The organism is Actinomadura scrupuli, assembly GCF_050971785.1.
GTDB classification, from domain to species: domain Bacteria; phylum Actinomycetota; class Actinomycetes; order Streptosporangiales; family Streptosporangiaceae; genus Actinomadura_E; species Actinomadura_E scrupuli.
Map to the genome: position 1 here is coordinate 15,407 of NZ_JBPCCU010000013.1, position 24,725 is coordinate 40,131.

General features: G+C 74.3%; 24 protein-coding genes. 15 read left to right on the forward strand and 9 right to left on the reverse strand.

Features of this window, described 5'->3' with window-relative positions:
* Positions 1 to 82: 82 nt before the first annotated feature.
* Positions 83 to 505, forward strand: coding sequence for a hypothetical protein (locus ACRYCC_RS39295; RefSeq protein WP_433819166.1), 423 nt, complete (start codon positions 83 to 85; stop codon positions 503 to 505).
* Between the two features lie 27 nt (positions 506 to 532).
* On the opposite strand, the gene ACRYCC_RS39300 is transcribed toward ACRYCC_RS39295, so the two are convergent.
* Positions 533 to 2,209, reverse strand: a complete 1,677-nt coding sequence (locus ACRYCC_RS39300; RefSeq protein WP_433819167.1) for a substrate-binding domain-containing protein — start codon at positions 2,207 to 2,209, stop codon at positions 533 to 535.
* Positions 2,210 to 2,352: 143 nt separating this feature from the next.
* Positions 2,353 to 2,901 (reverse strand): redox-sensitive transcriptional activator SoxR, encoded by a 549-nt coding sequence (gene soxR, locus ACRYCC_RS39305; RefSeq protein ID WP_433819168.1) that lies wholly within the window; start codon positions 2,899 to 2,901, stop codon positions 2,353 to 2,355.
* Positions 2,902 to 2,951: 50 nt separating this feature from the next.
* On the opposite strand from soxR, the gene ACRYCC_RS39310 reads away from it, so the two are divergent.
* On the forward strand, positions 2,952 to 3,362 hold the full coding sequence (locus ACRYCC_RS39310) for a PPOX class F420-dependent oxidoreductase (protein WP_433819169.1): 411 nt from the start codon (positions 2,952 to 2,954) through the stop codon (positions 3,360 to 3,362).
* A gap of 177 nt (positions 3,363 to 3,539) precedes the next feature.
* The gene (locus tag ACRYCC_RS39315) at positions 3,540 to 4,598 is read left to right on the forward strand and encodes an MBL fold metallo-hydrolase (RefSeq protein WP_433819170.1); all 1,059 of its coding nucleotides are present in this window, start codon (positions 3,540 to 3,542) and stop codon (positions 4,596 to 4,598) included.
* Here ACRYCC_RS39315 and ACRYCC_RS39320 read toward each other — a convergent pair.
* Positions 4,546 to 5,535, reverse strand: coding sequence for a C-terminal binding protein (locus ACRYCC_RS39320; protein ID WP_433819171.1), 990 nt, complete (start codon positions 5,533 to 5,535; stop codon positions 4,546 to 4,548). The genes ACRYCC_RS39315 and ACRYCC_RS39320 overlap by 53 nt on opposite strands.
* Positions 5,536 to 5,594: 59 nt before the next feature.
* On the opposite strand from ACRYCC_RS39320, the gene ACRYCC_RS39325 reads away from it, so the two are divergent.
* The 4 genes from ACRYCC_RS39325 to ACRYCC_RS39340 all read left to right on the forward strand — a co-directional run bounded on the left by ACRYCC_RS39325 (position 5,595) and on the right by ACRYCC_RS39340 (position 11,606).
* Positions 5,595 to 6,680, forward strand: a complete 1,086-nt coding sequence (locus ACRYCC_RS39325) for an S-(hydroxymethyl)mycothiol dehydrogenase (protein ID WP_433819172.1) — start codon at positions 5,595 to 5,597, stop codon at positions 6,678 to 6,680.
* The gene (locus tag ACRYCC_RS39330) at positions 6,680 to 7,309 is read left to right on the forward strand and encodes an MBL fold metallo-hydrolase (RefSeq protein ID WP_433819173.1); all 630 of its coding nucleotides are present in this window, start codon (positions 6,680 to 6,682) and stop codon (positions 7,307 to 7,309) included. Before ACRYCC_RS39325 ends, ACRYCC_RS39330 begins: the two co-directional genes overlap by 1 nt.
* A gap of 298 nt (positions 7,310 to 7,607) precedes the next feature.
* The gene (locus ACRYCC_RS39335) at positions 7,608 to 10,127 is read left to right on the forward strand and encodes a serine/threonine-protein kinase (RefSeq protein WP_433819174.1); all 2,520 of its coding nucleotides are present in this window, start codon (positions 7,608 to 7,610) and stop codon (positions 10,125 to 10,127) included.
* A gap of 6 nt (positions 10,128 to 10,133) precedes the next feature.
* Positions 10,134 to 11,606: a serine/threonine-protein kinase gene (locus tag ACRYCC_RS39340; RefSeq protein WP_433819175.1), complete on the forward strand. Its 1,473-nt coding sequence runs from the start codon at positions 10,134 to 10,136 to the stop codon at positions 11,604 to 11,606.
* Between the two features lie 148 nt (positions 11,607 to 11,754).
* On the opposite strand, the gene ACRYCC_RS39345 is transcribed toward ACRYCC_RS39340, so the two are convergent.
* Entirely contained in the window at positions 11,755 to 12,396 is a 642-nt protein-coding gene (locus ACRYCC_RS39345) for a restriction endonuclease (protein ID WP_433819176.1), read from the reverse strand.
* 172 nt (positions 12,397 to 12,568) lie between these two features.
* Here ACRYCC_RS39345 and ACRYCC_RS39350 point away from each other — a divergent pair, with 172 nt between their 5' ends.
* Both ACRYCC_RS39350 and ACRYCC_RS39355 read left to right on the forward strand, forming a co-directional pair.
* Positions 12,569 to 13,912 (forward strand): DUF2786 domain-containing protein, encoded by a 1,344-nt coding sequence (locus ACRYCC_RS39350; protein WP_433819177.1) that lies wholly within the window; start codon positions 12,569 to 12,571, stop codon positions 13,910 to 13,912.
* A gap of 296 nt (positions 13,913 to 14,208) precedes the next feature.
* A complete protein-coding gene (locus tag ACRYCC_RS39355; protein WP_433819178.1) occupies positions 14,209 to 15,834 on the forward strand; it encodes a PD-(D/E)XK nuclease family protein in 1,626 nt (541 codons plus the stop codon).
* A gap of 12 nt (positions 15,835 to 15,846) precedes the next feature.
* Here the strand turns inward: ACRYCC_RS39355 and ACRYCC_RS39360 are convergent, their stop codons facing one another.
* Positions 15,847 to 16,593: a class I SAM-dependent methyltransferase gene (locus tag ACRYCC_RS39360; RefSeq protein ID WP_433819179.1), complete on the reverse strand. Its 747-nt coding sequence runs from the start codon at positions 16,591 to 16,593 to the stop codon at positions 15,847 to 15,849.
* Between the two features lie 191 nt (positions 16,594 to 16,784).
* Here ACRYCC_RS39360 and ACRYCC_RS39365 point away from each other — a divergent pair, with 191 nt between their 5' ends.
* The 3 genes from ACRYCC_RS39365 (at position 16,785) to ACRYCC_RS39375 (ending at position 18,568) form a co-directional block, all read left to right on the forward strand.
* Entirely contained in the window at positions 16,785 to 17,237 is a 453-nt protein-coding gene (locus ACRYCC_RS39365; RefSeq protein ID WP_433819180.1) for a hypothetical protein, read from the forward strand.
* Positions 17,234 to 17,581, forward strand: coding sequence for a winged helix-turn-helix domain-containing protein (locus ACRYCC_RS39370; RefSeq protein WP_433819181.1), 348 nt, complete (start codon positions 17,234 to 17,236; stop codon positions 17,579 to 17,581). Before ACRYCC_RS39365 ends, ACRYCC_RS39370 begins: the two co-directional genes overlap by 4 nt.
* Before the next feature lie 153 nt (positions 17,582 to 17,734).
* A complete protein-coding gene (locus ACRYCC_RS39375) occupies positions 17,735 to 18,568 on the forward strand; it encodes a patatin-like phospholipase family protein (RefSeq protein ID WP_433819182.1) in 834 nt (277 codons plus the stop codon).
* 114 nt (positions 18,569 to 18,682) lie between these two features.
* On the opposite strand, the gene katG is transcribed toward ACRYCC_RS39375, so the two are convergent.
* Entirely contained in the window at positions 18,683 to 20,914 is a 2,232-nt protein-coding gene (gene katG, locus ACRYCC_RS39380; RefSeq protein WP_433819183.1) for a catalase/peroxidase HPI, read from the reverse strand.
* A 33-nt stretch (positions 20,915 to 20,947) separates the two neighbouring features.
* Positions 20,948 to 21,385, reverse strand: coding sequence for a Fur family transcriptional regulator (locus ACRYCC_RS39385; protein ID WP_433819184.1), 438 nt, complete (start codon positions 21,383 to 21,385; stop codon positions 20,948 to 20,950).
* Between the two features lie 215 nt (positions 21,386 to 21,600).
* Here ACRYCC_RS39385 and ACRYCC_RS39390 point away from each other — a divergent pair, with 215 nt between their 5' ends.
* The 3 genes from ACRYCC_RS39390 (at position 21,601) to ACRYCC_RS39400 (ending at position 23,570) form a co-directional block, all read left to right on the forward strand.
* A complete protein-coding gene (locus ACRYCC_RS39390) occupies positions 21,601 to 21,957 on the forward strand; it encodes a nucleotide pyrophosphohydrolase (protein ID WP_433819185.1) in 357 nt (118 codons plus the stop codon).
* Positions 21,958 to 22,079: 122 nt separating this feature from the next.
* Entirely contained in the window at positions 22,080 to 22,460 is a 381-nt protein-coding gene (locus ACRYCC_RS39395; RefSeq protein ID WP_433819186.1) for an SSI family serine proteinase inhibitor, read from the forward strand.
* A 183-nt stretch (positions 22,461 to 22,643) separates the two neighbouring features.
* Positions 22,644 to 23,570: a hypothetical protein gene (locus ACRYCC_RS39400; protein WP_433819187.1), complete on the forward strand. Its 927-nt coding sequence runs from the start codon at positions 22,644 to 22,646 to the stop codon at positions 23,568 to 23,570.
* A gap of 34 nt (positions 23,571 to 23,604) precedes the next feature.
* On the opposite strand, the gene ACRYCC_RS39405 is transcribed toward ACRYCC_RS39400, so the two are convergent.
* Together ACRYCC_RS39405 and ACRYCC_RS39410 are read right to left on the reverse strand one after the other, a co-directional pair.
* Positions 23,605 to 24,348, reverse strand: a complete 744-nt coding sequence (locus tag ACRYCC_RS39405; protein ID WP_433819188.1) for an SDR family NAD(P)-dependent oxidoreductase — start codon at positions 24,346 to 24,348, stop codon at positions 23,605 to 23,607.
* A gap of 52 nt (positions 24,349 to 24,400) precedes the next feature.
* Positions 24,401 to 24,667, reverse strand: coding sequence for a hypothetical protein (locus ACRYCC_RS39410; RefSeq protein ID WP_433819189.1), 267 nt, complete (start codon positions 24,665 to 24,667; stop codon positions 24,401 to 24,403).
* Positions 24,668 to 24,725: the final 58 nt, after the last annotated feature.

Consider the following 24,725-nt stretch of genomic DNA (forward strand, 5'->3'; position numbering starts at 1 on the left):
GCCCCTTCCAGCCCCCGGAAAGCGCCTGAAACTGGCAAATCAAGCGCTTGGTTTGCGCTGTGTTCATCGCTAGCCTGCCTGCATGGCACGCCACCGTACGGATCCAGGGGGCGGTGGCCGGGTCGCGATGACCGTGGCCGCGTCCGCGGCCGTGATCGCCCTCGCGGGCGTCGGCGGTTCCGCGCTCTTCCTGGCGCTCACCGCCGAGACCCCCTCGCCCTCCGCCCTTCCGGCCTCGGCCACCTCCACCGCCTCGCCCGCCCGGACCCTGACCGTGACGGTCACCGGCCCCGAATGCCACGTCTTCGTGAGCGTCCCCGCCGGTGAGGTGCTGCTCGACCGGACCCTCCGGCGGGGGGAGTCGGTGCGGTTCGACGACCCCCGGCTCGCCCTGGTGCTCAGCGACGGAGGGGCCGCCCAGGTGTACCTCAACGGCGTCCTCCAGGCCCCCGGCGCCGCCGGTGCCCGCCAGGAGTTCAGCGTCTCCCGCGCCGCCTCCTCCTGATCCCGTGGGGCCCCGGTCCCCGCCGGGTCAGGAGACGGGGCATTCCGAGCCGGTGCACAGCATCCGGACCAGCAGGTCGCGGAAGATGCGCTCGGCCTCGCGGGGCGTCTGGGAGAGGTAGACCTGCCCGCCGGTGGCCTTCGCGATGTCGCGCAGCGGCCCCACGTCGTTGCCGGGGCCGTAGGCGCCGATCACGATGTTGACCGGCCGCTTCGGGTCGTACTCGCGCTTGAGCGTCCGGAGCAGCCCGGAGAGCTCGAGCCCGCCGTAGGGGTCGTTGTTCACCCCGTCGGTGAACACGGTCACCACGTTGTAGACGTCCGGCCGGTAGTCCCTGGAGACCTCACGGAACGCCGCGAGGACGGTGTCGTACAGGCCCGTGTAGGTGCCCTCCTCGGGCTTGGCGCCGGTCACGGCTTCCAGCAGCAGGTCGCGCTGCCTGGTGCCGCCGACGGTGGCGCCCATCCGCCGGATGGGCGCCACGACGCGGTAGTCGCGCTTGCCCTTCAGCCGGGTGGAGAACTCCCACATGCCGATCTCCACGAAGTCGGGGGTGAGCGCGAAGCTCTGCTGGATCTGCCTGCTCAGTGCGTCGATCCGGGCCGTCTCGGTGCCGGGCACCGTCTCCCCCATCGAGGGCGACACGTCCATCACGTCGAGCAGCCGCGCCCCGAGCCGGATGCGGTTCCACATTTTGCGGATCTTGGCCGTCGTGGCGGCGTCCAGCGGGGTGAGCCGCCGGGGCGGGGCCGGATCGACTCCGGCGCCGCGGTCCAGGCCGGGGCCGGCCGTCCCGTCGGGCGCGCGGAAGCCGAGCCGGCTCAGCGCGGCCGTCGTGGCGGTGTCGCCCAGGGTGGCCCGGAACGCGGCCGCCGCCCTGGCCCGGTCCCGGTCCCGCGTCGTCACGACGTACGGGTAGTCGAGCATGATCGTGCCCTCCACGGGGTACGCCGCGACGACCGGCGAGGCCCCCTGGCCCTGGTTGTGCCCGGCCACCGACTGCTCGGTCGTGACCGCTATGACCGGTTTGCCCTTCGCGGCGTCCAGGGCGGCGTAAACCGCGGCGGTGTCCTTGACGGCCAGCTGGCGGAAGGCCAGCATCGCGGTGGCGTAGCGGAGCAGACCCGCCTGACCGGACCCCGCCAGCGGGTGCACGGCCAGCAGCGAGGCCAGACCGGCGGTGTTCGCCGCCGGCTCGGGCAGGGTGAAACGGGGGCCGCGGGCGGCCGCCGGCACCTGGACCTGGGCGGGGATCAGCGACTTCCAGCTCGCTTTCGCCCCCTGACCGGCGAGGGCGCGCGCCGCCTCGGCCGGCATCGCCCAGACGACCGGAGACGAGGCGAGCGAGGTGCCGGTCGCGGTCACGCCGGCCGTCCCCTGCGGCGTCCGCCGGGCCACCGGGATCCACAGCGAGGAGTCGGGCACCCAGACGTCGGGAGCGGCGGCGGCCGGGTCCTCCACCGTCCCGGACAGCCCGTCGGCCGCCTGGGCGGGAGCCCGCGGGTCGATCCGCACCCGTACGCAGTGCCCGCCCACCTCGGTGCCGTCGAAACGGGCGGCGGCTCCGGCCAGGGCCGGAGCGATGTCCGGCGCGGCGGCGATCGTCAGGCCCCGGCATCCGGTGGTCTTCGCCGGGCCCGAGCAGGCCACCAGCCCGGCGGCCGTGGTCACGATGATGGTTCCGATCACGAGGTGGCGCCTCATGCCCATGTTCCCTTCGCGGACCCCCAGTCAGGTGGCCGCACCCTACAGCAACCGAGCAAGCGCTTGTCTAGAATTCGCGGTCAGAGCGTCACCGGCCTTCCGGGGACCCCGGGCACCGGCCGCGCCTCGGCCCGGGCGGAGCCTCAGTCGGCGCAGACTTCGGGGGCGCAGCCCCCGGGCGCGGAGGCGTGGGCCGGCGAGGTGCGGGCCGCGGGCGGCCCACCGGCGGGCAGCGGGTCCCGGCGGGCGAACCGGCGGGCGCCGGGGCCCTCGTCGCCGAGCACGTCGCCAGGGTTGGAGAGCCGGCAGCGCTGCAGGGACAGGCAGCCGCAGCCGATGCAGTCGGTGAGGTCGTCGCGCAGCCGCTGCAGCTGGATGATGCGCTCGTCCAGCTCGGTGCGCCACCCCGCGGACAGCCGGGCCCAGTCGGCCCGGGTGGGGGTGCGGCCCTCGGGCAGCCGGGAGAGCGCCTCCCCGATGTCGCCGAGCGGGATGCCCACGCGCTGGGAGAGCCGGATGAACGCCACCCGGCGCAGGGCGTCACGGTGGTAGCGGCGCTGGTTGCCCGCCGTGCGGCGGCTGGTGATGAGCCCCTTGGACTCGTAGAAGTGCAGGGCCGACACGGCGACGCCGCTCCGCTCGGCGAGCTGGCCGACGGTGAGCTCCTGCTGTCCCTGGGAAAGGCTCGGCACTGGTCCTCCGCGGTTGACCTCAAGGGTGCTTCAGGTTCAACACTAGACGCATGACGTTCACCGACGCGGAACTCGAATATCTGTCCACCCAGCGGCTGGGCCGGCTGGCGACCGCCGCGCCCGACGGCACCCTGCAGAACAACCCGGTCTCGTTCCGGTACAACCCCGAGACCGCGACCATCGACATCGGCGGCCACGACATGGGCGCCAGCCGCAAGTTCCGCAACGTGCTGGCCGGCGGCGAGGTCGCCTTCGTCGTCGACGACATCGCCTCCCTCCGGCCGTGGAAGGTCCGGGGCGTGGAGATCCGCGGTCACGCCGAGGCCCTGGCGGACCAGACCCCGCCGGGGCCGGGGTTCAGCGGCGAGCTCATCCGCGTGCATCCGCGCCGGATCATCTCCTGGGGCCTGGACCCCGCGCTCCAGGGGATGCAGGCGCGGACCGTCGAGCCCGCACGCTGACCAGGGCTCCGTTCACCTGATCCTCGTCCGGCGGACGGCCGCCCTTCACGGCGCCCCGGGGTACGCCGCCGAGCCGGATGGGTATTTCTCCTTCGGCAGGGAAAACCACTCTTCGCCCGGGGCCGACATGGGGATCGGGGCGGTGGTGCCTCCGCCCGCCCGGTTGGGAGCCCGCGCATGGACCAGCTCGCCCGTCGCGCCGCCGAAGAGACCCGTGCCTGGCCACGGAGCTTCCGGGACCGGCTCACCGCCCCGCTGGGCGGCTGGCGGGACTTCCTCGGCATGGTCGTCCAGGGCGAGGCCCGCCCCTCCCGCCAGGCGCTCGCCCGGGCGGCCGACGTGCCGGTCCGGCCATCCGGGCTTCCCGCGGTCACCGCCGCCCAGACCGCGGTGACCTGGGTCGGGCACGCGTCGTTCGTCGTGCAGATCGGCGGGCTCGTGGTGCTGACCGACCCCGTCTGGTCCCGCCGGATCCCGGGGGTACGGCCCCGGCTGACCCCGCCCGGGGTCGCCTGGCGGGACCTCCCCCGCGTGGACGCCGTCGTGATCAGTCACAACCATTACGACCACCTGGACGGGCCGACCCTCAGGCGGCTGCCCCGGGACACCCCGGTGTTCGTGCCCGCCGGGCTGGGCCGCTGGTTCCGGCGGCGCGGCTTCAGCCGGGTCCGCGAGCTGGACTGGTGGGAGTCCGCACGGCTGGGCGAGGTCGACTTCGGGTTCGTGCCCGCCCATCACTGGAGCCGGCGGACGCTCACCGACACGTGCCGGTCCCTGTGGGGCGGCTGGGTGCTGACCGCCGCCGGCCGGCGGATCTACTTCGCCGGGGACACCGGTTACGGGCACTTCTTCGGCGACATCGGCAGACGCTACACCGGCATCGACCTCGCGCTGCTGCCGATCGGGGCGTTCGAGCCCCGCCGGATGATGCGGGACTGGCACACCGACCCGTGGGAGGCCGTCCAGGCCTGCCTCGATCTCGGCGCCCCGCGGATGGCCACGATGCACTGGGGCACCTTCGTGCTGAGCGCCGAGCCGGTGCTGTCACCCGTCGAGCAGGCCCGGCGGGCGTGGGCCGGGACGGGCCGCCCCCGCGCCGACCTGTGGGATCTGGCCGTCGGCGAGTCCCGGCTGCTGGAGCCGGCGGACGCGCTGCGGGGTGATGCCCTGACCCGGGGCTCGGTCAGCGGCGGTCCGGCCGGCGCAGCAGGGGCGAGTCCAGGACCTCCGGGTTGACCAGCGTGGCGGGCGTCTCGCCGCGCAGCACCTGGGCGACGTTGCGGGCCGCCTTCCCGGCGAGCTCGGCGACCGCGCCGTCGGAGTAGAAGGCCGCGTGCGGCGTCACGATCGCCGCGGGGTGGGTGCGCAGGGGGTGGTCCGCGGGCAGCGGCTCGGGGTCGGTGACGTCCATGCCCGCTCCGGCGATGCGGCCGGCGTCCAGCGCCCGCACCAGTGCGGCGGTGTCGACCAGGGCGCCGCGCGAGGTGTTGATCAGGAAGGCGGTGTCCTTCATCCCCGCCAGCTCGGTCTCCCCGATGATCCCCCGGGTGCCGGAGTCGAGCGGCACGTGCAGCGAGACGACGTCGGCTTCGGCGAGCAGCCCGGGCAGGGACGTGGTGACCCGGACGCCGTCCGGGCCGCCCTCGGACCTGCGGTAGGCGATCACCTCCATGCCCAGGGCACGGGCGCGTACCGCGACGGCCCGGGCGATGGCGCCCAGCCCGACGAGCCCGAGGGTCTTGCCGCGCAGCCGTACCGGCATGCCTCCCGCCTGGTTGTCCCAGCCGCCGCGCCGCAGGTCCTCGGTGAGCGGCACGAAGCGCCTGGCCAGGGCGAGCAGCAGCAGGAGGGTGTGGTCGGCGACCTCGTCGGTGCAGAAGTCGGGCACGTTGGTGACCGGGATGCCCAGCGCGGTGGCGTGGGCGACGTCGATGTTGTCGAGCCCCACCCCGTAGCGGGCGACCGTACGGCACCGGACCGCGGCGTCCAGCACCTTCGCGGTCACCGGCCGCCAGTTGGTGAGGATCGCGTCCGCCCGGGGCGCCAGCGCGATCAGCTCGTCCTCGTCCCCGGGGGCGGCCACCAGCAGCCGGGCCCCCTCCGCGCCGAGCACTCGCTCCTCCACGTCCAGATCAGGGAAGGCATAGTCGGTGACGAGGACGGTCAGGCTCACGGATGGTCCTTCCTAGGGAAGAATCGGCGCCGTAACCCGGCGCAGAAGAGGCGGTCAGCATGGCACAAGAGGTTCGCGGAGTCGTCGCCCCCGGCAAGGGCGAGCCCGTCCGGATCGAGACCATCATCATCCCCGATCCCGGACCGGGTGAGGCCGTGGTGAAGGTACAGGCCTGCGGGGTCTGCCACACCGATCTCCACTATCGCGAGGGCGGCATCAACGACGACTTCCCCTTCCTGCTCGGTCACGAGGCGGCCGGGGTGGTCGAGTCGGTCGGCGCCGGGGTGACCGAGGTGGCCCCCGGCGACTTCGTGATCCTCAACTGGCGTGCGGTGTGCGGCCAGTGCCGCGCATGCCGGCGCGGCCGTCCCTGGTACTGCTTCGACACCCACAACGCGACGCAGAAGATGACGCTCACCGACGGCACCGAGCTGTCGCCCGCGCTGGGGATCGGCGCGTTCGCCGACAAGACCCTGGTGGCGGCCGGGCAGTGCACCAAGGTGGACCCGGCCGCCAGTCCCGCCGCGGCCGGCCTGCTCGGCTGCGGCGTCATGGCGGGCATCGGCGCGGCGCTCAACACCGGCAACGTGGGGCGCGGCGACTCCGTGGCGGTGATCGGCTGCGGCGGCGTCGGCTCGGCCGCGGTGATGGGGGCCCGGCTGGCCGGCGCAGCGAAGATCATCGCGGTGGACCTGGACGACCGGAAACTGGAGACCGCCCGGGGCCTGGGCGCCACCCACACCCTGAACGGCCGCGACAGCGACGTCGTCACCGCGATCCGCGACCTCACCGGCGGTTTCGGCGCCGACGTGGTCATCGACGCGGTGGGCGTACCCGCCACCTACGAGCAGGCCTTCAACGCCCGCGACCTGGCGGGCACCGTCGTGCTGGTCGGGGTGCCCACGCCGGAGATGCGGCTGGAGCTTCCGCTGCTGGAGGTCTTCGGACGCGGCGGCTCGCTGAAGTCCTCGTGGTACGGCGACTGCCTGCCGTCCCGGGACTTCCCGATGCTGATCGACCTCTATCTCCAGGGACGGCTCGACCTCGACGCCTTCGTCTCCGAGACGATCACTCTGGACGACGTGGAGGACGCGTTCACGAAGATGGAGCACGGCGACGTCCTCCGCTCGGTGGTGCTGTTCTGATGAGCACCCGCATCGGCCACCTGGTCACCTCGGGCACGTTCTCGCTCGACGGCGGCACCTGGGAGGTGGACAACAACGTCTGGCTGGTCGGGGACGACCACGAGGTCGTCGTCATCGACGCCGCGCACGACGCGGACGCCATCGCCTCGGCGGTGGGCGACCGGCGGCTGCGCGCCATCGTGTCCACCCACGGTCACGACGATCACATCGATGCCGCCCCGGCGCTGGCCGAGCGGACGGGCGCGCCGATCCTGCTGCACCCGGGCGACCTGATGCTCTGGAAGAACACCCATCCCGGGCGGCAGCCCGACGGGGAAATGTCCGACGGGCAGACGATCACGATCGCCGGGGTCGCCCTGCAGATCCTGCACACCCCCGGCCACAGCCCCGGCGCCGTCTGCCTGTACGCGCCCGCGCTCGGCACGGTGTTCTCCGGCGACACCCTGTTCGCCGGCGGTCCGGGCGCCACTGGCAGGTCCTTCTCGGACTTCCCGACCATCATCACCTCGATCCGGGAACGGCTGCTGACGCTGCCGCCCGAGACGGTGGTGCGCACCGGGCACGGCGAGTCCACCACCATCGGCGCCGAGAGCCCGCACCTGGAGGAGTGGATCGCCCGCGGCCACTGAGCACCGGCTGAAGGGCCCGCCGCGGAGTACGCGCTCCGCGGCGGGCCCTTCGCCACCGGCCTGCTCCTCGGTCTGCTCTTCCACCTGCTCGCCTATCTGCTCGCCGACCTGCTCTTCGACCTGTCTTCGGCCGTTCCGGCCCAATTCGCCGGCTCTGATCGCGATCGCATCGAACCCTGCGCGGGCTTCGGTGCGTATCTGAGGACGTGGGCGTCCACGCGGCGTTGTGCCGCTGTTTCCTCCACGGTGCGGCCTCGGTGTGTCAGAGGAGGTTGATGTTGTGGACTCAGGTGCTCGTTTGCAGGAGCGGTACGTGCTGCGGCGGCACATCGGCAGTGGCCGCACGACCGAGGTGTGGCAGGCCTGGGACGAGCGGCTCTCCCGGGCCGTCGCCGTCAAGCTGGTCAGCGCCCAGCCACCGCCGGAAGCGGGCTTCAGCCACCGGTTCCAGGACGAGGCACGGGCCGCCGCGGCCGTTCTCCATCCCCATATTGTGATCATCTACGACTGTGACGAGATCGGCGGTCAGGACGGCCCCGCGGTCCCGTACATCGTGATGGAGTTCCTGGAGGGCGAGACCCTCGCGGACCGGATCCGCCGGGGCGCGCTGCCGGTCGGCGAGGCCGTGCGCGTGTGCGCCCAGATCGCCGACGCGCTGACCGCCGCCCACAGCACGGGGGTCGCGCACGGCGATCTCAAGCCGGCCAACGTCTTCCTCACCCCCGAAGGCGTGAAGGTGCTGGACTTCGGCCTCGCCCGGGCGGAGCGCGCTCCCGCCGCCGGCATGTGGTCCGGGCCGGCGGAGCCACCGCGGGGCACATCCGCCTACCTCGCGCCGGAGGAGCGGCTCGGCTCGTCTCCCACCATGGCCGCCGCCGCCGACGTGTACGCCCTCGGGGTGATGCTGACCGAGGCCCTCACGGGAAGGCGGGCTCTGGACGCCTCACTGCCCGAGGGCATCCCGGTGGAGGTGGCCGTGCTGTGCTCGCGCTGCCGGGCACGAGACCCCGCAGCGCGGCCGTCCGCCGCGGACGTCACCGAGATCCTCACCGCGTCCTCGGGGTCGCCCGCCGAGGACCCGCCCCCGTCGCCGCGTCAGGAACAGTCCTGGTTCTCGCGCCCCCGCACCGGGCGGGCACCGGAGGCCGGCCGGGCGGTGCGGGAAGGCCCGGGCCGGTCTCCCGTTCCGGCGGAGCCGCCGCCCCCGCGGGCCGGTCCACCTCCCGTACCCCCCGCTCATGCCCCGACGGGTCGCGCGCCGGCCCCGGCCGGCACCGCGTGGCCGTCCGGTCCCGGGCCGTCCCCGGCCCCTCCGGCACCACCGCCCACCGGGCCGGCACCGTCGGCCACCGGGCCGGCACCATCGCCCACCGGGCCGAGGCCGGCGGCCACCGGCTCCACGGCACCCCCGGCCGGTCCCGCACCCACGCCCACCGGCCCGCCGTCGTCTCCGGCCGATCCGACGCCCTGGGCCACCGGCGCAGCGCCGCCGCCGAGCGATCGGGCGTCGCGGCCGACGGTCGTCCCGCCTCCCCCGGCCGGTCCCCCATCGCCCCCGGCCGGCACCTCGTCTCCCCCGGCCGGCACCTCGTCTCCCCCGGCCGGCCCCCCGTCGCACCCGGCCGGCCCCCCGTCGCACCCGGCCGGCGCCGCCTCTTCCCCGGCCAGTCCCGCGTTCCGGCCCGCCGGCGTCGCGCCGCGCCCGGCCGATCCCGCGTTGCCGCCCGCCGCTCCGGCGGCACAGCCCACCGGCACACGCACCACCGAGCCGGCGGCACGGCCGACCGGCGCACCACCGCGCCCGGCCGATCCCGCGTTGCCACCGGTCGCACCGGCGTCACACCTCACCGGCACGGGGCCGCGCACCACCGAGCCGGTGGCACGGCCGACGGGCGCAGCACCACCCGCTGCCGGCCCCGCGGCGTTGCCGGCCGATCCGGGGTCGTCGCCCGGGTCCGCCTCGATGCGCGCACCGTCCCCCGGGGCGGTCTTGTCGCCCGGGTCCGTCTCGTCACCGGCGGTGACGGCGGAGCCGCCCGCCGATTCCGCCCGGCCCCGGCGCCCGGCTGATCCGGTGTGGCCGCCGGCCGACGGCAGAACCGCTCAGCGGGTCCCGACCGGCATGACCGGTGAGTTCACCATCCGGCTGGAGCGACCCGACGACCCGCCGGGCGACCCTCAGCCGCTCCGGCACCGCTGGGCACCGCGGCACTCCGGCCCCGCGCCGCAGGCCCACCGGCACCTCTCCCAGGAGCATCTGGCCCCACCGGGCACGCCCCGGCCGGAGCCGGTCGAACCCGCCGCCGAGGAGCCCGAGCTGGGCCGCCGCTCGCACCCACGGCTCCGGCGGTTCCTGTTCGACGGGACGCTCACCGTGACGGGCTGCGCGGTCACGATCCTCCTGCTGTCCGCGGTGTCCGCGCATCGGCGCAGTCCCGACCCGCCCGCCGACCCGGCGGTCTCGCGCCCCGCGGGGAGGGCCGCCGCCCCGTCCGCCTCCGCCGGCCCGCTGGCGCGCGAGATCGCGGCTCTGACCAAGATCCCGCCGATCATCCAGCGGGGCCTGGCCGCGGGCGAGATCCGCTCCGACGTGGCCCTGGACCTCACCAACGTCATCACCAACCTGCAGAACGATCTCGTCGCGGGCCAGCGCACCGACCCGCGGCAGGGGGTCACCGAACTGCAGACGAAGATCACGACCCGGCTGCGGGAGGGCGGTCTCACCCAGGGCCGTGCCGCAGAGCTGAACCTCGCGCTGTCGGCCGTCTCCCCGCGGCAGGCCGCCTTGCCGGGGGCGCCGTACCCGGATCGGAGGTGAGCCGGGATGTCCCATGAGGAACCGGCGCGGCTGCGCCTGGCGGACCGTTACCGGCTGGAGCGCCGCATCGGCTGCGGCCGGACGTCGACGGTGTGGTGGGCCTGGGACGAGCTGCTCGGGCGGCCCGTCGCGGTCAAGGTGCTGAGCGTCTCGCTGCTGCCCGACCTGGCGTTGCGCGCCCGGCTCAGGGACGAGACCCGGGCGATCGCCGAAGTGACGCATCCGGGCATTCTGGCCGTCCACGACTTCGGCGAGGCCTCGGTCCCGGGAGGCCGGAGCACGCCGTTCCTCGTGATGGAGTACCTCCACGGCGAGAGCCTGGTGTCCCGGCTCGCACGCGGCCGGCTTCCGTGGCGGGAGGCCTCCCGCATGTGCGGGCAGGTGGCCTCGGCGCTGGCCTTCGTGCACGGCCGGGGGCTCATCCACCACAACGTGACACCGGCCAACATCTTCCTGACCGCGGACGGCGCCAAGGTACTCGGCCTGGGCATGGGCAAGACGGTGCACGGGGCGGAGTTCTCCGCGCTGGCGCTGTTCGAGCCGGCCGGCCCGCGCGCCGCATCCGCGTACGCCGCTCCCGAGCAGTTCGGCGGAGGACCCGTCACTCCCGCCGCCGACGTGTACGGGCTCGGGAGGATCCTGGCGGAGTCGCTGGTGGGCCGGCTGACCCGGGAGACTCCGGTGCCGTCCGACGTCCCCGACGATCTCGCTCTGCTCTGCGTCCAGTGCCTGGCGCCCGACCCCCGCACCCGGCCGTCCGCCGCGGACGTGGCCCGGCACCTCGCCGCTCTCGTACGGCCCGTCCACGACCTGCCCGGCCTTGCAACGCCGTCCGCGCCCGTGAGGCGCTCCGGCGCCGGGAGGACCTCTGGCGCCGGGGAAGGCGCGCGGAACGCCGCGCCCGGCCGTGCGGACGCGCCGCGGCCCCGGCGGGCGGGCAGGCGGCGGCGCGCCGCCGAACAGGCGGGACGCCGGCGCCGGCGCCGGCAGTTCGTGATCGACGCGGTGGCCGCGGCGATCGTCCTGTTCTTCCTGGTGGGCGTGATGAGGGGCACCTCCGACCACTCGGGCCGGTCCCCTGCCGGGCTGACCAACCATGCCGCGGCCCCCGCCCTGCAGCCCGGGAAGCGACCGCAGCCGGCTCGGACCCCCAAGCCGGCCAGGACCAAGGCCAGGACACCGGTGATGGCCGAACCCATGAGACCGCCCGTCCAGACCGGGCCGGCCCGCGCGCTGAACCGGCTGATGCGCGCCGTCCGGACGGGGGTCGGCCTGGGTGAGATCCGGCACGGGGTCGGCATCGAGCTGGACGGCATCGTGACCGGGCTACGCGACGACGTGCTGGCCGGCCGCCGGGTAAATCTCGAGCAGCGGGTGGCCGAGTTGCGCGCCACCATCGCCCGGCGGCTCGGGGAGGGCGGCATCTCCCAGGGCCAGGCCGACCTGCTGATCGCCTTGCTGCCGTCCGTCGCGCCCTGACCCCACCGGCCCGGCGGACGTCTCCCGCCCGTACGACCGCCGTACGACCGCCGGACGACCCGCCGTACGACGCGACGGCGCCGCGCACCGGCGGCGGCTCGAGCGCGGAACGGCGGCGGCGAGGCTCCGGGCACGTGGCGCCCGCGGGTCACAGCGCCCAGGGTGCGGGGCCGGTGCAGGACGCCCAGCCGGCCAGGGCCTCGTTGTCGTAGACCCTGATGCCCATCTGCGCGGCGTAGGTCATGGCCTGCCGGGTGAAGCCCGAGGTCGTGACGACGGCCGCGATCTGCGCGCCGTGGATGCCGTAGCAGGTGCCGCCGAACTTCTGCAGGTCGGGCCCGGTGACCTTGTTGCCGGCGCGGTAGCGCTTGGCCTGGATCACCAGGCTCTGTCCCTGGGGGGTGGTCGCCACGACATCGGCGCCGAGATCGCCCGCGCCTCCGACGACCCGCACGTCGGAGCAGCCGTCCCGGGCGCAGAGGTACGCCAGGGCGTGCTCGAACTCGCGCGGGCTCATGGCGTGATAGGTGGCGATCTCGCGTGCGCGGGCCGCCTGGACCTGCTGCCGCCGGGCATCGGCCGCGGCCAGCCCGGCGCGCCGCCGCCACCACAGCGCCCCGGCGAGCACCGCCAGGGCGACGAGCAGGGCGGCCGCCGCGAGCGCGGCGCCCGGGTGCCGGGTCGCCACCGTGGTCACGGCCTGGACCAGCGCCAGGCCACCGATCACGGTCCCGATCACCATGACGAGGACCCATGACCGGGCGTCGTCGCGACGCGACCGACCCGCCACCCGCACCACCTCTCGCCACCGGCCGGGACACCGCCCGTCATCCAGAACGGTCTCATCCGGTGCCGACATAATCCACAGGTCCGCCAAGAGGCGACCCGGCGGAGGCGGCCTGCATAGGGTTGCCGTGGCCGGGAGCGGCCGGACGGACGGATCAGCGGTTAGAGGGGGACGTGTGGGGAAGGCGAACCGGGAGCGCCGCCGTGCCGCGGAGCGGGCGCGCAGGCAGTCCAGGGCGGAGCAGACCGGCTCGGGCCGGCCATCGGGCGACGGCACCCGCCCTCCCGCGGAGCAGGCCGAGCTGCTGATCTCCGAGGCGGTGCAGGCCCTGTTCGGCCGGGACGACACCCTGTTCCAGCACTGGGCGGACCAGCTGACCGTGCATCCCGCCGTCACCGGCTCGCCGAGCGCCGACCGGAGCCTGACGACGTTACTGCAGCGGGGCGTGGCCGCCGCCTGGCGCCGGGGCTGGCAGCCCGCCGACGTGATCCGGTTCGCCGGCCGCGAGCTCGGCAGACGGCACGCCCGCCTGGCCACGGACGTGATCGCGGCCGAGATGCGGGCCTACTCCGCGGCGACCGTCGACGAGCAGTGGGAGGCCCAGCTCACCGCGGCGGGTGCCCGGGTCTGGTGGGACGGCGACGACCGTCACCTCCCGCAGTGGACCGCCCGCGAGGGCATCGACCGGCACGCGATGGTGGTCTGCGCGCTGGAGCTGCTGCACCTGCTCAGCGCCCTGCCCGAGCTGGCCCCGCTCGGCCCGGCCCCGGGTGCCGCCCGCCGCCGCGCGCAGGCCGCTCCCCGGCCCGCCCGGTCCGTCGACCAGCGCATCCTGGGCCGGGTCCGGGCGCTGCTGGCCAAGGCGGAGTCGACCGAGTTCCCCGAGGAGGCCGAGGCGCTGAGCGGGCGGGCACAGCAGCTCATGGCCCGGCACAGCATCGACCACGCGCTGCTGGCGGCCGAGTCGGGCACCCCGGAGGAGCCGATCGGCCGCCGTCTGGCGATCGACAATCCGTACGAAGCGCCGAAGGCGGTGCTGCTGGACCTCGTCGCCGCCGCCAACCGGTGCCGTACGGTCTGGCATCGCGAGCTGGGCTTCTCCACCGTGCTCGGCTTCCCCTCCGATCTGGACGCCGTGGAGCTGCTGTTCACGTCACTGCTGGTGCAGGCCACCACGGCGCTGGTGCACGCCGGTTCCCGGCAGGACGCGCGGGGGCGCTCCAGCACCCGCTCCTTCCGGCACTCGTTCCTGACCGCGTACGCCCAGCGGATCGGCGAGCGGCTGGACGGGGCCACCGGCGAGGCGGTCCGGCAGGCGGCCGCCGAGCCCGCCGGCCGGGACCTGCTTCCGGTGCTCGCCGCCCGCGAGGAGTCGGTCGAGCAGGCCGTCGCGGCGCTGTTCCCGAAACTGACCCGCCACCGGGTGGGGGCCGTCCGCAACCACGAGGGCTGGCTGGCCGGGCGTGCCGCCGCCGACCTGGCCAGCCTGAACGCCCGCTCCGAGGTCACCCGGGACTGAAAGGCCCCTCCCGGCGGCCCGGCGGTTCCGGTCGCCCGCGGTGGTCCCCCGCTCTACCATCCCCCTGAGGCAGGTGAAGATCCACCCAGGGAGCGGACATCACTTCAGGAACCTGGACGCCCCGCCCCGGCCTGCGCGGCACCCCGGGCGTCATCCGGCTGTCGGCGAGCCAGCTCGACCAGGCCGGCGAGCGGTGCCGCGAGTTCGCGGCGCTCAAGGCCAGGCCGCGGCTGTGGCCGGAGCCGTCCGAGCGCCGCCGCTACGCCCCCTGGGAGTCGTTCCCCCTGGGTCTGGTCATGCGGGCGCTCGACGCCGCGGAGTTCGACGGCACCGACCTGGACGTGGCGGTCGGCGAGGCGCTCACCGAGAGCCGGTCGCCGCTGCACCCCGGCGCCGCCGGCTGGGTGCGGCACGCCTGCTCCGAGTACGTACGGGCCTGCCGCTGGCTGGAGGACGAGCTCGCCGCCGAGGGCGTCGCCCTGCGGCCGGAGAGCCGGCCGAGGGTCGTCCAGCACGGCTCGCCCGCCGAGCTGCGGATGCTGACCGCCTGGGGCCGGTGGTACGCCTCCGAGGACGGGGCGGTCCGGGAGTTCCGGCGGCTGCGCATCAGCCGTACCGGGCCGGCCGACGCTCCTTCGGCGCACGCGATCGCGTTCGTGGCGGCCACCGGGCTGCGCGCCGTGGGCGCCGTCTACCGCGACCTCCCGGTGGAGGTACGGCCCGACGACGGCGCACCGGCGCGGATCAGGGTGGTCGAGGTCGCCCTGGCCGAGGACGTGATGCCCAAGGTCCTGGTCGACGCCGCGCCCGAGGAGGTCAGGCGGGGTTATCGCGTGCACGCCCAGCCGGTCGCGGCCGATCTGGCCTTCGGCGGGGAGCGCAGGCCCGGCGCCGACTGCGCCGAGTGCAAGCTCCGGGAGAGCTGTGACGCCCTCCCCCGCACCCCCGGCCTGCTGGGCCTGGCAGACCGGGGCACGCACCGGCGGACCTGGTCGGTGACCACCGGGCGTCAGTATCAGATCTGCCCCGCCCAGGCGCACCTGCGGGAGCTGCGCATCCCCGGCGACCACGGCGAGGAGAGCCCCGCGGTACGCCGTGGCAGGGTCGTGCACGAATGGCTCGCGGCCGCCCACTCCCGTACGCCGACGCGGCCCTGCACACCGGCGGACCTGCCCGAGCCGGACGCCGTACGCCTCGGCCTGGCCGGGGAGTTCATGACGCCCGAGGAGTACCGGGAGGCCAGGCCGTTCCTGATCGGGCATCTGGAGGTCTGCCCGCTCGCGGGGAGCGGCGCGATCACCGGGATCACGGCCGAGCCGACCGTCGCCGCCTACGACCCCGCGGCCGACGTCGTGGTGATCGCCGGGCCGGACCTGCTCCGGCGGGTGGACGGCCGGCTGGTCTACCGCGAGCAGAAGACCACCACCGGCCCGGACCGCTTCACGGCGGACGGGGCGCTGGCCCAGGTCCCGCAGCTGGCCCTGGCCGTCTGCCTGATCGCCGACGGGGTCTTCGGCGGGGCCGGCGGCGGGCGATCGGGCGGGGGCGGGCCGGTGCCCGGCACCGTCGAGCTGGAGGTGATGTCGCCGCTGCGCGCCGGGGTCCTCACCTTCGACACCGCCGACCCGGCCGTCGTCGGCGCCGCCCGCCGGATCGTCACCGGCCTGGTGCGCGACTGGCACCACGACACCGCCTTCCGGGCCCGGCCGGGCCGCTGGTGCACCGCCTGCCCGGTGGCCCGGTGGTGTCCCGACCGGGCCGGCGCGGAGGGGCCCGGGGACCTGCCGATCGAGGTCGACGGCGTCCTCATCGATCCCCGCACCGGCGAGGTCCTGGAGGGCACCGGCCTGCTCAGCGGGCGCGCGGAGGCCGTGTCGGCGGCCATCGCCGATCCCGAGCCCGACGAGGAGCCCCCGTTCTGAGCGAAGCCGCGCTCAGCCGCGGACCGCGCGGATCTGGAGCCGGACGTAGTCGATGACCGGCTCGGTGAGCCGTGCGGCCACCGCCCGGACGAAGCCCGGCCGCGCGGCCGGCGGGAGCTCGCGCAGGTGCGGCCCGAGCATCACGGTGGCCAGATAGGCCTCCAGCGGGTCGCCGGGCTCCAGCCGCGCCGGATCCGGGACCAGCCGGACCTGGACGTCCCGGAAGCCGGCCGCGCGCAGCCGCTCGGTGGTCTCGTCGATCCCGGCGAAGTTCCAGTACCGGCCGTCGTCCCCGCCCTGGACCTCGGCCAGCGCCCGGCGGAACTCCACGATGTTGCCCGCGCCGCCGGCCTCCGCGACGAACCTGCCGCCGGGCCGCAGCACCGCGGCGAGGTGGCGGAACACCGCGGCGTGGTCGGGCAGCCAGTGCAGGGTCGCGACGCTCATCGCCGCGTCCACGGGTGACGGGAGGGGCAGCGGTTCCCGCACGTCGGCCTGGACGACGGTGACCCGGTCGAGACGGCCGCGCAGCCGGGTCCTGAGCTCGGCGAGCATCTGCGCCGACCCGTCCACGGCGACCACCCGGCCCGCGGGCAGCGCGTCGAGCAGCCGGCCGGCATCGCGCCCGGTCCCGCAGCCGAGGTCGAGGACCGTCTCGTCACCCGCCGGGCCGAGCCGCTCGATGACCTCGCCGCCCCAGCGCTCGTGCGGGAGCGGCAGTGCCGCGTAGCTCCGCGCGTCCCATTCCAGCAGCTCCACGGCACCGCTCCTCACCGGTCCGCGATGAACGGCACCGCGGACGCCTCGCCTGCCGTACGCACCCTACTCGCATCTCACTGGGCAAGACAGATCGTCTCACCATCCAGAACACCGGCCGGCCATCGGTCTACTACTTGCCATAGTGGAAAGTACTTGCCACACTCGAAACGAACCGACCTTCCGGAGGACCCATGAACGGGCACGACCCGGTGGACGCCGTGACCGCGCAGGGCGCGCTCGACCACGCCGCACGGCTCCGTGCCACGGTGGACCACCGTTCCCGCTGGCTGGTCCGCTACCAGACGGTGTTCGGCGCGGCGGCCTTCCTTATGGTGCTGACGCTCGGGATGCTGGACGGGCCGGCCGGGGTCATCGCCGGCACGGCCGTCTGGGTGGCCGTCATCGTGGCGCTGAGCGTCTACGCGATCCGGCAGCCGGTCGCCCACCGGGGAACGGCCGTGGCGCACGGGGCGATGCTCACCACCTGGGGGCTGCTGTACGCGACCGTACTGGCCGTGGGCACCGCGCTGTTCCCCGGCGAACCCGGCTGGTGGCTGCCCGGCGCCGTGGCGGTGTCACTGCCCGGCTTCGTGAGCGCGTACCTGACGTCCCGCCGCCTGGCCCGGCCGGAGAGGCCGCGGTGAGCCATCCACGGCACGGGCTGGACGAGGTCATCCACTCGCCGGTCAGGTTCTCCATCGTGGCGACGCTGGCGGGCGCGGAGAAGGCCGAGTTCGGGTACGTGCGCGACACCGTGGAGATCAGCGACTCGGTCCTGTCCAAGCAGGCCGCCACCCTGGAGCAGGCCGGCTACGTCAAGGTCACCAAGGGGCACGTGGGCAAGCGCCCGCGCACCTGGCTGTCCCTGACCGGCGCGGGCCGACGGGCCTTCGCCGCGCACTGCGCGGCGCTTCGGATGATCGCGGAGGACGCCGGGGGGCTTCCCGCCGCCGGGAGCCGGAGATCGCCGGGGCCACGTCCCGGGTGACGCGCGCCGCGGCCACCGACCGGCGGCGGCTCACCCGTCCGGACCAGGCCCATGGTCCGGGTCAGGCCGGGCCCCGCGAAGTAGCCGCTCAGCGGCCGCTGTGATCCGGCGTACATTGCAGGGACGGCGGCCGACCCCGGAGGGAGCGCGTACATGGCGGGCAGGGCACTGGTGCTGGGCGGCGGCGGGGTGACCGGGATCGCCTGGGAGTGGGGGATCCTGACCGGGCTGCGGGAGGCCGGGGTCGACCTGACGACGGCCGACCTGGTCGTGGGCACCTCGGCCGGTGCGGCCGTGGGCGCGCAGGTCGCGGCGGGCGTCGATCCGGCCGAGCGTTACGCGGTGCAGCTCGCCGGGGCGGCCGGGGAGATCGCGGCCAGGCTACGCCCGCTGACGATCGCGCGGCTCGGCTGGGCGACGCTGCGGTCGCGCGGCGCCCAGCAGGCCGGCGCCGCCTTCGGGCGGCTCGCGCTTGCCGCCATCACCGTTCCGGAGGCGGAACGGCGGGCCGTCATCGCCTCCCGGCTTCCGGTCCAGACCTGGCCGGAGGACCGGCGGCTGCTGCTGACCGCGGTGGACGCCGCCACCGGTGAGTTCACCGTCTTCCACTCCGGCAGCGGCGTGCCGCTGGTGGAGGCGGTGGCCGCGAGCTGCGCCGTGCCTGGGGTGTGGCCGCCGGTGACCATCGGCGGCCGCCGCTACATCGACGGTGGCATGCGCTCGGCCACCAACGCCGACCTGGCCACCGGACACGACCGCGTCGTCGTCATCGCCCCGATCACCCGGGGCTTCGGCCCGATCGCCGGAGTGGCCTCCCAGGTGGCGCGGCTGAACGGGAAGGCGACGGTGGTCTCCCCCGGCCAGGACGCCCGGCGGGCCATCGGCCGCAACAGCCTCGACCCGTCCCGCCGGGCCCCCGCGGCGCGGGCCGGCCACGCGCAGGCCGCCGCGGTCGCCGACCAGGTCGCCGCCGTCTGGTCGGCCTGAAGCCGGCCGTCCGCGTCGCCCGTACGGGCGGCATCCCGGCAAAAGGGCCCGTCGTCCGCTTCGGACCGGGAACGTCCAGGCCGGCCGGGGCGCCGGCCGGCCTGGACGTCGTGATCAGACGAGGTCGAACCTGTCGAGGTTCATCACCTTGTCCCACGCCGCGACGAAGTCGCGCACGAACTTCTCCTTCGCGTCATCGCTCGCGTAGACCTCCGCGAGCGCGCGCAGCTCGGAGTTCGACCCGAAGACGAGGTCGGCACGGCTGCCGTTCCACTTGACCTGACCCGTGGCGGCGTCGCGGCCCTCGAACGTGTTCTCGTCCTCGGACGTCGCCTTCCACGTCGTGCCCAGGTCGAGCAGGTTGACGAAGAAGTCGTTGGTCAGCGACCCGGGGGTCGTGGTCAGGACACCGAGCGGCGACTGCTGGTAGTTCGCGCCCAGGACCCGGAGCCCGCCGACGAGGACCGTCATCTCGGGGGCGCTCAGGGTCAGCAGGTTCGCCCGGTCGATCAGCAGGTACTCGGCCGGCAGGCGGACGCCCTTGCCGAGGTAGTTGCGGAAACCGTCGGCGGTCGGCTCGAGCGCGGTGAAGGACTCCACGTCGGTCTGCTCCTGGGAGGCGTCCACGCGGCCCGGCGTGAAGGGGACCTCGACGTCGAAGCCGGCGTCCTTGGCGGCCCGCTCGACGGCCGCGCCGCCGGCCAGCACGATCAGGTCGGCGAGCGAGACCCGCTTGCCGCCGGTCTGGGCGGCGTTGAAGGCCTCCTGGATGCCCTCCAGGGTGCGCAGCACCGTCGCCAGCCGGTCGGGGTCGTTGACCTCCCAGCCGTTCTGCGGCTCGAGGCGGATGCGCGCACCGTTGGCGCCGCCGCGCTTGTCGCTGCCACGGAAGGACGAGGCCGACGCCCACGCGGTGGACACGAGCTCGGACACCGACAGGCCCGAGGCGAGGATCCGGTCCTTGAGGGAGGCGACGTCCTCGGCGTCGACGAGCTCGTGCGTCACCGCGGGGAGCGGGTCCTGCCACAGCAGCGTCTCGGTCGGGACCTCCGGGCCGAGGTAGCGCACGACCGGGCCCATGTCGCGGTGGGTCAGCTTGAACCACGCGCGGGCGAAGGCGTCCGCGAACTGGTCGGGGTTCTCCAGGAAGCGCCGCGAGATCTGCTCGTAGACCGGGTCGACGCGGAGCGCGAGGTCGGTCGTCAGCATCGTCGGGGCGTGGCTCTTCGAGGGGTCGTGGGCGTCGGGGACCGTGCCCGCGCCGGCGCCGTCCTTCGGCCTCCATTGGTTCGCGCCGGCGGGGCTCTGGGTCAGCTCCCACTCGTAGCCGAACAGGATCTCGAAGAAGCTGTTGTCCCAGTTCACCGGGGTGTTCGTCCACGTACCCTCGAGACCGCTGGTGATCGTGTCACCACCCTTGCCGGTGCCGTAGGTGTTGTTCCAGCCGAGGCCCTGCTCCTCGAGCGAGGCGGCCTCGGGGTCGGCGCCGACGTGGTCGGCCGGGCCGGCGCCGTGGGTCTTGCCGAAGGTGTGACCGCCGGCGATCAGGGCGACCGTCTCCTCGTCGTTCATCGCCATCCGCCGGAACGTCTCACGGATGTCGCGGGCCGAGGCGAGCGGGTCCGGGTTGCCGTTCGGGCCCTCCGGGTTGACGTAGATGAGGCCCATCTGGACCGCGCCGAGCGGGCTCTCGAGTTCACGGTCGCCGGTGTAGCGCTGGTCGTCGAGCCAGGTGGACTCGGGACCCCAGTAGACGTCCTCCTCGGGCTCCCAGACGTCCTCGCGGCCGCCGGCGAAGCCGAAGGTCTCGAAGCCCATCGACTCCAGGGCGACGTTGCCGGTGAGGACCAGCAGGTCGGCCCACGACAGGCTCTGGCCGTACTTCTTCTTGACCGGCCACAGCAGGCGGCGGGCCTTGTCGAGGTTGGCGTTGTCCGGCCAGCTGTTCAGGGGGGCGAAACGCTGCTGGCCGGCGCCGGCGCCGCCGCGGCCGTCGCTGATCCGGTAGGTTCCGGCGCTGTGCCACGCCATACGGATCATGAACGGGCCGTAGTTGCCGAAGTCGGCCGGCCACCAGTCCTGGGAGGTCGTCAGCACCTCCGCGATGTCCTGCTTCACGGCCGCAAGATCGAGGGCCTTGAACGCCGTCGCGTAGTCGAACTCCTCACCGAGGGGGTTGGCCACGGCGGGGTTCTTGGCAAGGATCTTCAGGTTGAGCCGTTCCGGCCACCACTGGCGGTTTCCGCCACCCTGAGTCGGGTGCGGGGCGCGCCCGTGCGCGACCGGGCAGCCATCTGCGCTCTCCGGCTTCGCGTCGGTGACGATTGCGTCATGGTTCTCGGACATGGGAATCCTTCCGGACTAGGGGAATCACGGTGCTCAGGAGGTTCGGGTGGTGGAACAGCCGGGGCACAGGCCCCAGTAGATGACCTCGGCCTCGTCGATCGAGAAGCCGTGGTCGTCGGACGAGGTCAGGCAGGGCGCCTCGCCGACCGCGCAATCGACGTCGGCGACGACACCGCACGACCGGCACACGACGTGGTGGTGGTTGTCCCCGACCCGTCCCTCGTAGCGGGCCGGGCTGCCGGCCGGTTCGATACGGCGTACGAGTCCGGCCGCGGTGAGCGCGTGGAGTGCCTCGTACACGGCTTGAAGCGAGATGTGGCCCACGCGATCGCGCACCCCGGAGGCGATCGCCTCGACGCCGAGGTGGTCACCGTGCCGGACGGTCTCGAGCAGTGCGACGCGTGCGGCCGTCACCCGCAGGCCGGCACCGCGCAGTTCCTCGGCGATGGTCGGAGTCCCGGATGGGGTCATAGCGCCGAACCTACCCTCATAAACACGAAGACCACAATATAACGAATAGTCCAAGTTTAGTGTGGCATCGGTCAACATTTGCCTCGTGGCGCGTGACGTGATCCCGGCCTCCGGCCCAGGCCCGCGTGCGGGCGGCCTGCCCCGCCCGCACGCGGTCGGACAGCAAGATCGCCAACAGGGCCTGCGTCGCCCGACGCGGCACTAGCCTGGGCACCATGGACGAGTTCGGAGCACTGGCACGGCGGCTCCGGGAGTTCGCGGCCGTACGCGACTGGGAGCAGTTCCACACCCCGAAGAACCTGGCGATGGCGCTGGCCGGGGAGGCGGGTGAGCTGATCGCCGAACTGCAGTGGCTCACCCCGGAGGCGTCCCGGACGGTCATGGCCGATCCCGAGGCGGGCGCGCGAGTGCGCTCGGAACTGGCCGACGTGTTCCTCTATCTGACCCGGCTGGCCGACGTCCTGGACGTCGACCTGGTCGAGGCCGCCCACGCCAAGCTCGACGAGAGCGAGCGGCGCTACGACCCGGAGACCTACCGGGGCACCATCCGCAAGGCGCCTCCGCTGACCTGACCCGAAATGTCGCTCGGCGCCGGTCTCATCGGCTGAGCGCCCGGGCGCGTTGGTGACACAGCGCGGGTCGGATCGGTTCTAACGTGGTGTGGTCATTCGAACACCGTACGTGAGGATCGTTCATGCGTCTGCTCACCGCCAGCGCCCTGGGTGCACTCGTCCTGGCCGCCGCGGCGGCGCCCGCCCATGCCCAGGGGGCACGGGGGCTGTTGCGGCTGACCATCACGCCCACCACCGGCAAGCCGACGAGCGTGCTGCTGACCTGCGAGCCGGACGGCGGTTCCCATCCGCGGCCCGCCGAGGCCTGCGCGGCGCTGCGGACCGTCGGCGGGGACCTGAACCGGCTGCCCGACCAGGGCCGGGTCTGCACCCTGCAGTACGACCCGGTCGTCGCGAAGGCGGTCGGCGTCTGGCACGGCCACGGAGTCATCTTCCGCAAGAGGTACGGCAACGCGTGCATCATGCACTCCGCGCTCGACCCGGTCTTCCAGTTCGGCGCCTGAGCCGCCGCCGGACCGGACCCCGCCCGGACCGTACCGCCCGTCACGGAGAGCCACCGCCGGAGGCCATAAGCGGCCATGGCCGTCACAGGGGCCACTGCTGCTCCGACATCCCTTGACGGCGGGTACGGCCTCGCGGATCGTCAGGTGATGAGGTGGGGCGGCGGGCGCGTACTCGGTTGTGGGGTGGCGATCTCGACGGCGCTGGCGCTCGGCGCCTGCACGGGGTCGGGTCAGAAGTCCGGGTCACTGGCCGGAGGTGCCAGCGCCACCGCGGCGCCGTCGGCCCCGGCGACTCCGGCGACGTCGCCCGAGGACTACCGCCGGGCGCTGGACGGCGCCGTGAAGCAGCTCAACGCGGCACTGACCGCCTTCGAGAAGGCCGCCGCGTACAAGGCACTGCCCCAGCGCATGACCGCCGCCGAGCAGGCGGCGGCCTCGGCCGTCGCCCAGCTGGGGCAGGTCACGCCACCGGCGGCCGTCGCGGCCGAGCACACGGCACTGGTCACCGGGATGCAGCGGCTGCGCGACGACCTGACCGCCCTGAGGCAGGACGTGAACGACCGGGCGCTGTGCACCGCGTCCGCCGTACGCGCCCGGCTGGCCCCCGCCGAGACGACGACCGCCGTCCGTGACGCGGCGCGGGCGCTCACGGCGAAGGACCCGGCCTACCCGATCGCCCTGAAGCCGCCGACCGCGGTCAAGGACGCCTCCCGCCGCCTGTCGAACGGGAGCTTCGTGCGGTCGGGCGGCCGCGGCGGCCGGGGCTCGCTCAACATCGACAACGGCGGCTCCGCGGACGCCGTCATCACCCTCCTGCGCGGCAGGCGCCCGGTGTACTCGGTCTACGTGCGCAAGGGGAAGAAGTACGAGGTGACCGGCGTGAACGACGGCACCTACCAGGTCTTCTTCAGCACCGGGGCGGGCTGGGACGCCGGGGCCAAGTCGTTCTCCCGCAACTGCGCGTTCGAGCGGTTCGAGGACTCACTGGCTTTCAAGACCACCTACACCTCCACCCAGATCCGGTGGAGCAAGTGGCGGATCACCCTGCAGCCCGTCGCCGGCGGAACGGCGCGCACAAGCCCGGTCGACCCCGGAGCCTTCCCCGGGTAGGAGCCCGCCGTCCATCGCCGGGGCGGCGGCGGGCTCAGTCGAGCGGCACGAGCCCGGCGGCGGTGATCCGGTAGGCCGCCCGGGGGGCGGCGGTGGTGGCCAGGTCGAGGACGGCGGCGGCCACCTGCTCCGGGGTGAGGATCGGGCCGAGGCGGCCGAGGAAGGTCTCGACCGGGACGCCCTCCCGACCCGCGTAGGCGGCGACCGCCTCCGCGCCGAGCTCGGTGGCCGGTGTGAGCGACGGGAGCACCGCGGTGAACCGCAGCCCCGACCCGTCGCGTTCGGACTCGGTGGCCGCGTAGGCGGCGACGAACCTGACCGCGGCCTTGGCCCCCGCGTAGCCGCCGCTGAGCGGCGAGCCCCCCAGGGCCGCCGCGCTGGAGACGGCGATGACCGTGCTGCCGGGGGCGAGGGGAAGCAGCATCGCCGCCCGGACCCAGTGGAAGACATGGCGGACGTCGGTCTCCCAGTTACGGCTGAAGGTCTCCCAGGTGTGGTGGTGGAGGGGCCGTGACACCGGGCGTGCTCCGGCGTTGAGCACGAGGGTCCGCGGCCGGTGCGCGGCCAGCAGGCGGTTCGCCAGGCCGGGGTCGGTGGCGTCCGCGGCCACCAGTACGAAGGCGTCCCCGAGTTCGGCTCGCAGGTCCTCCAGTGCCGCGCGGTCGCGGGCCACCCCGACGACCTCCGCTCCGGCACCGGTGAGCGCGGTGGCGGCGGCGCGCCCGAAGCCGCGGCCGGCGCCCGTGACGAGCGCGGTGGTCCCCTTGAGATCGGTCATAGTGGATCCTCACTTTCGTGTCGGTGCTGTGCTGTGCTGTGGTGCGGTGCGGTCATCCGGCCTCGACCGCCGACGCGGTGGCCGCCGCGGCCGGGCCGGGGACGGCGAGGCCCGGGGGCCGTGACCGTGGCGGGGCGAGCAAGGCGAAGACCATGCCGGCGTCCTCCAGGGGCGCGGAGGAGACCACGGCGCCGGCCACGGTCGGGAAGCACGGCACCGGCAGCGCCGTCGCCACGACCACCACGTCGAGGGAGGTCAGGAACACTCCCATCGACGCCAGGCCCAGCGTCCATCCCCACCGGGAAGCCCGCATCGTCATCCCGTCACTCCGCTCGTCAGGTGCGAACCAAGACATTCAGCCACTTGGCTGAACATAA

Bases quoted from the DNA above. Each gene is read 5' to 3' on its own strand.
- ACRYCC_RS39355 (WP_433819178.1), top strand. From the start codon at position 14,209: ATGCGGGCGCTCGACGCCGCGGAGTTCGACGGCACCGACCTGGACGTG.
- ACRYCC_RS39365 (WP_433819180.1), top strand. From the start codon at position 16,785: ATGAACGGGCACGACCCGGTGGACGCCGTGACCGCGCAGGGCGCGCTC.
- ACRYCC_RS39390 (WP_433819185.1), top strand. From the start codon at position 21,601: ATGGACGAGTTCGGAGCACTGGCACGGCGGCTCCGGGAGTTCGCGGCC.
- katG (WP_433819183.1), bottom strand. From the start codon at position 20,914: ATGTCCGAGAACCATGACGCAATCGTCACCGACGCGAAGCCGGAGAGC.
- ACRYCC_RS39385 (WP_433819184.1), bottom strand. From the start codon at position 21,385: ATGACCCCATCCGGGACTCCGACCATCGCCGAGGAACTGCGCGGTGCC.
- ACRYCC_RS39310 (WP_433819169.1), top strand. From the start codon at position 2,952: ATGACGTTCACCGACGCGGAACTCGAATATCTGTCCACCCAGCGGCTG.
- ACRYCC_RS39325 (WP_433819172.1), top strand. From the start codon at position 5,595: ATGGCACAAGAGGTTCGCGGAGTCGTCGCCCCCGGCAAGGGCGAGCCC.
- ACRYCC_RS39405 (WP_433819188.1), bottom strand. From the start codon at position 24,348: ATGACCGATCTCAAGGGGACCACCGCGCTCGTCACGGGCGCCGGCCGC.
- ACRYCC_RS39295 (WP_433819166.1), top strand. From the start codon at position 83: ATGGCACGCCACCGTACGGATCCAGGGGGCGGTGGCCGGGTCGCGATG.
- ACRYCC_RS39395 (WP_433819186.1), top strand. From the start codon at position 22,080: ATGCGTCTGCTCACCGCCAGCGCCCTGGGTGCACTCGTCCTGGCCGCC.
- ACRYCC_RS39340 (WP_433819175.1), top strand. From the start codon at position 10,134: ATGTCCCATGAGGAACCGGCGCGGCTGCGCCTGGCGGACCGTTACCGG.
- ACRYCC_RS39410 (WP_433819189.1), bottom strand. From the start codon at position 24,667: ATGACGATGCGGGCTTCCCGGTGGGGATGGACGCTGGGCCTGGCGTCG.
- ACRYCC_RS39375 (WP_433819182.1), top strand. From the start codon at position 17,735: ATGGCGGGCAGGGCACTGGTGCTGGGCGGCGGCGGGGTGACCGGGATC.
- ACRYCC_RS39315 (WP_433819170.1), top strand. From the start codon at position 3,540: ATGGACCAGCTCGCCCGTCGCGCCGCCGAAGAGACCCGTGCCTGGCCA.
- ACRYCC_RS39300 (WP_433819167.1), bottom strand. From the start codon at position 2,209: ATGAGGCGCCACCTCGTGATCGGAACCATCATCGTGACCACGGCCGCC.
- ACRYCC_RS39330 (WP_433819173.1), top strand. From the start codon at position 6,680: ATGAGCACCCGCATCGGCCACCTGGTCACCTCGGGCACGTTCTCGCTC.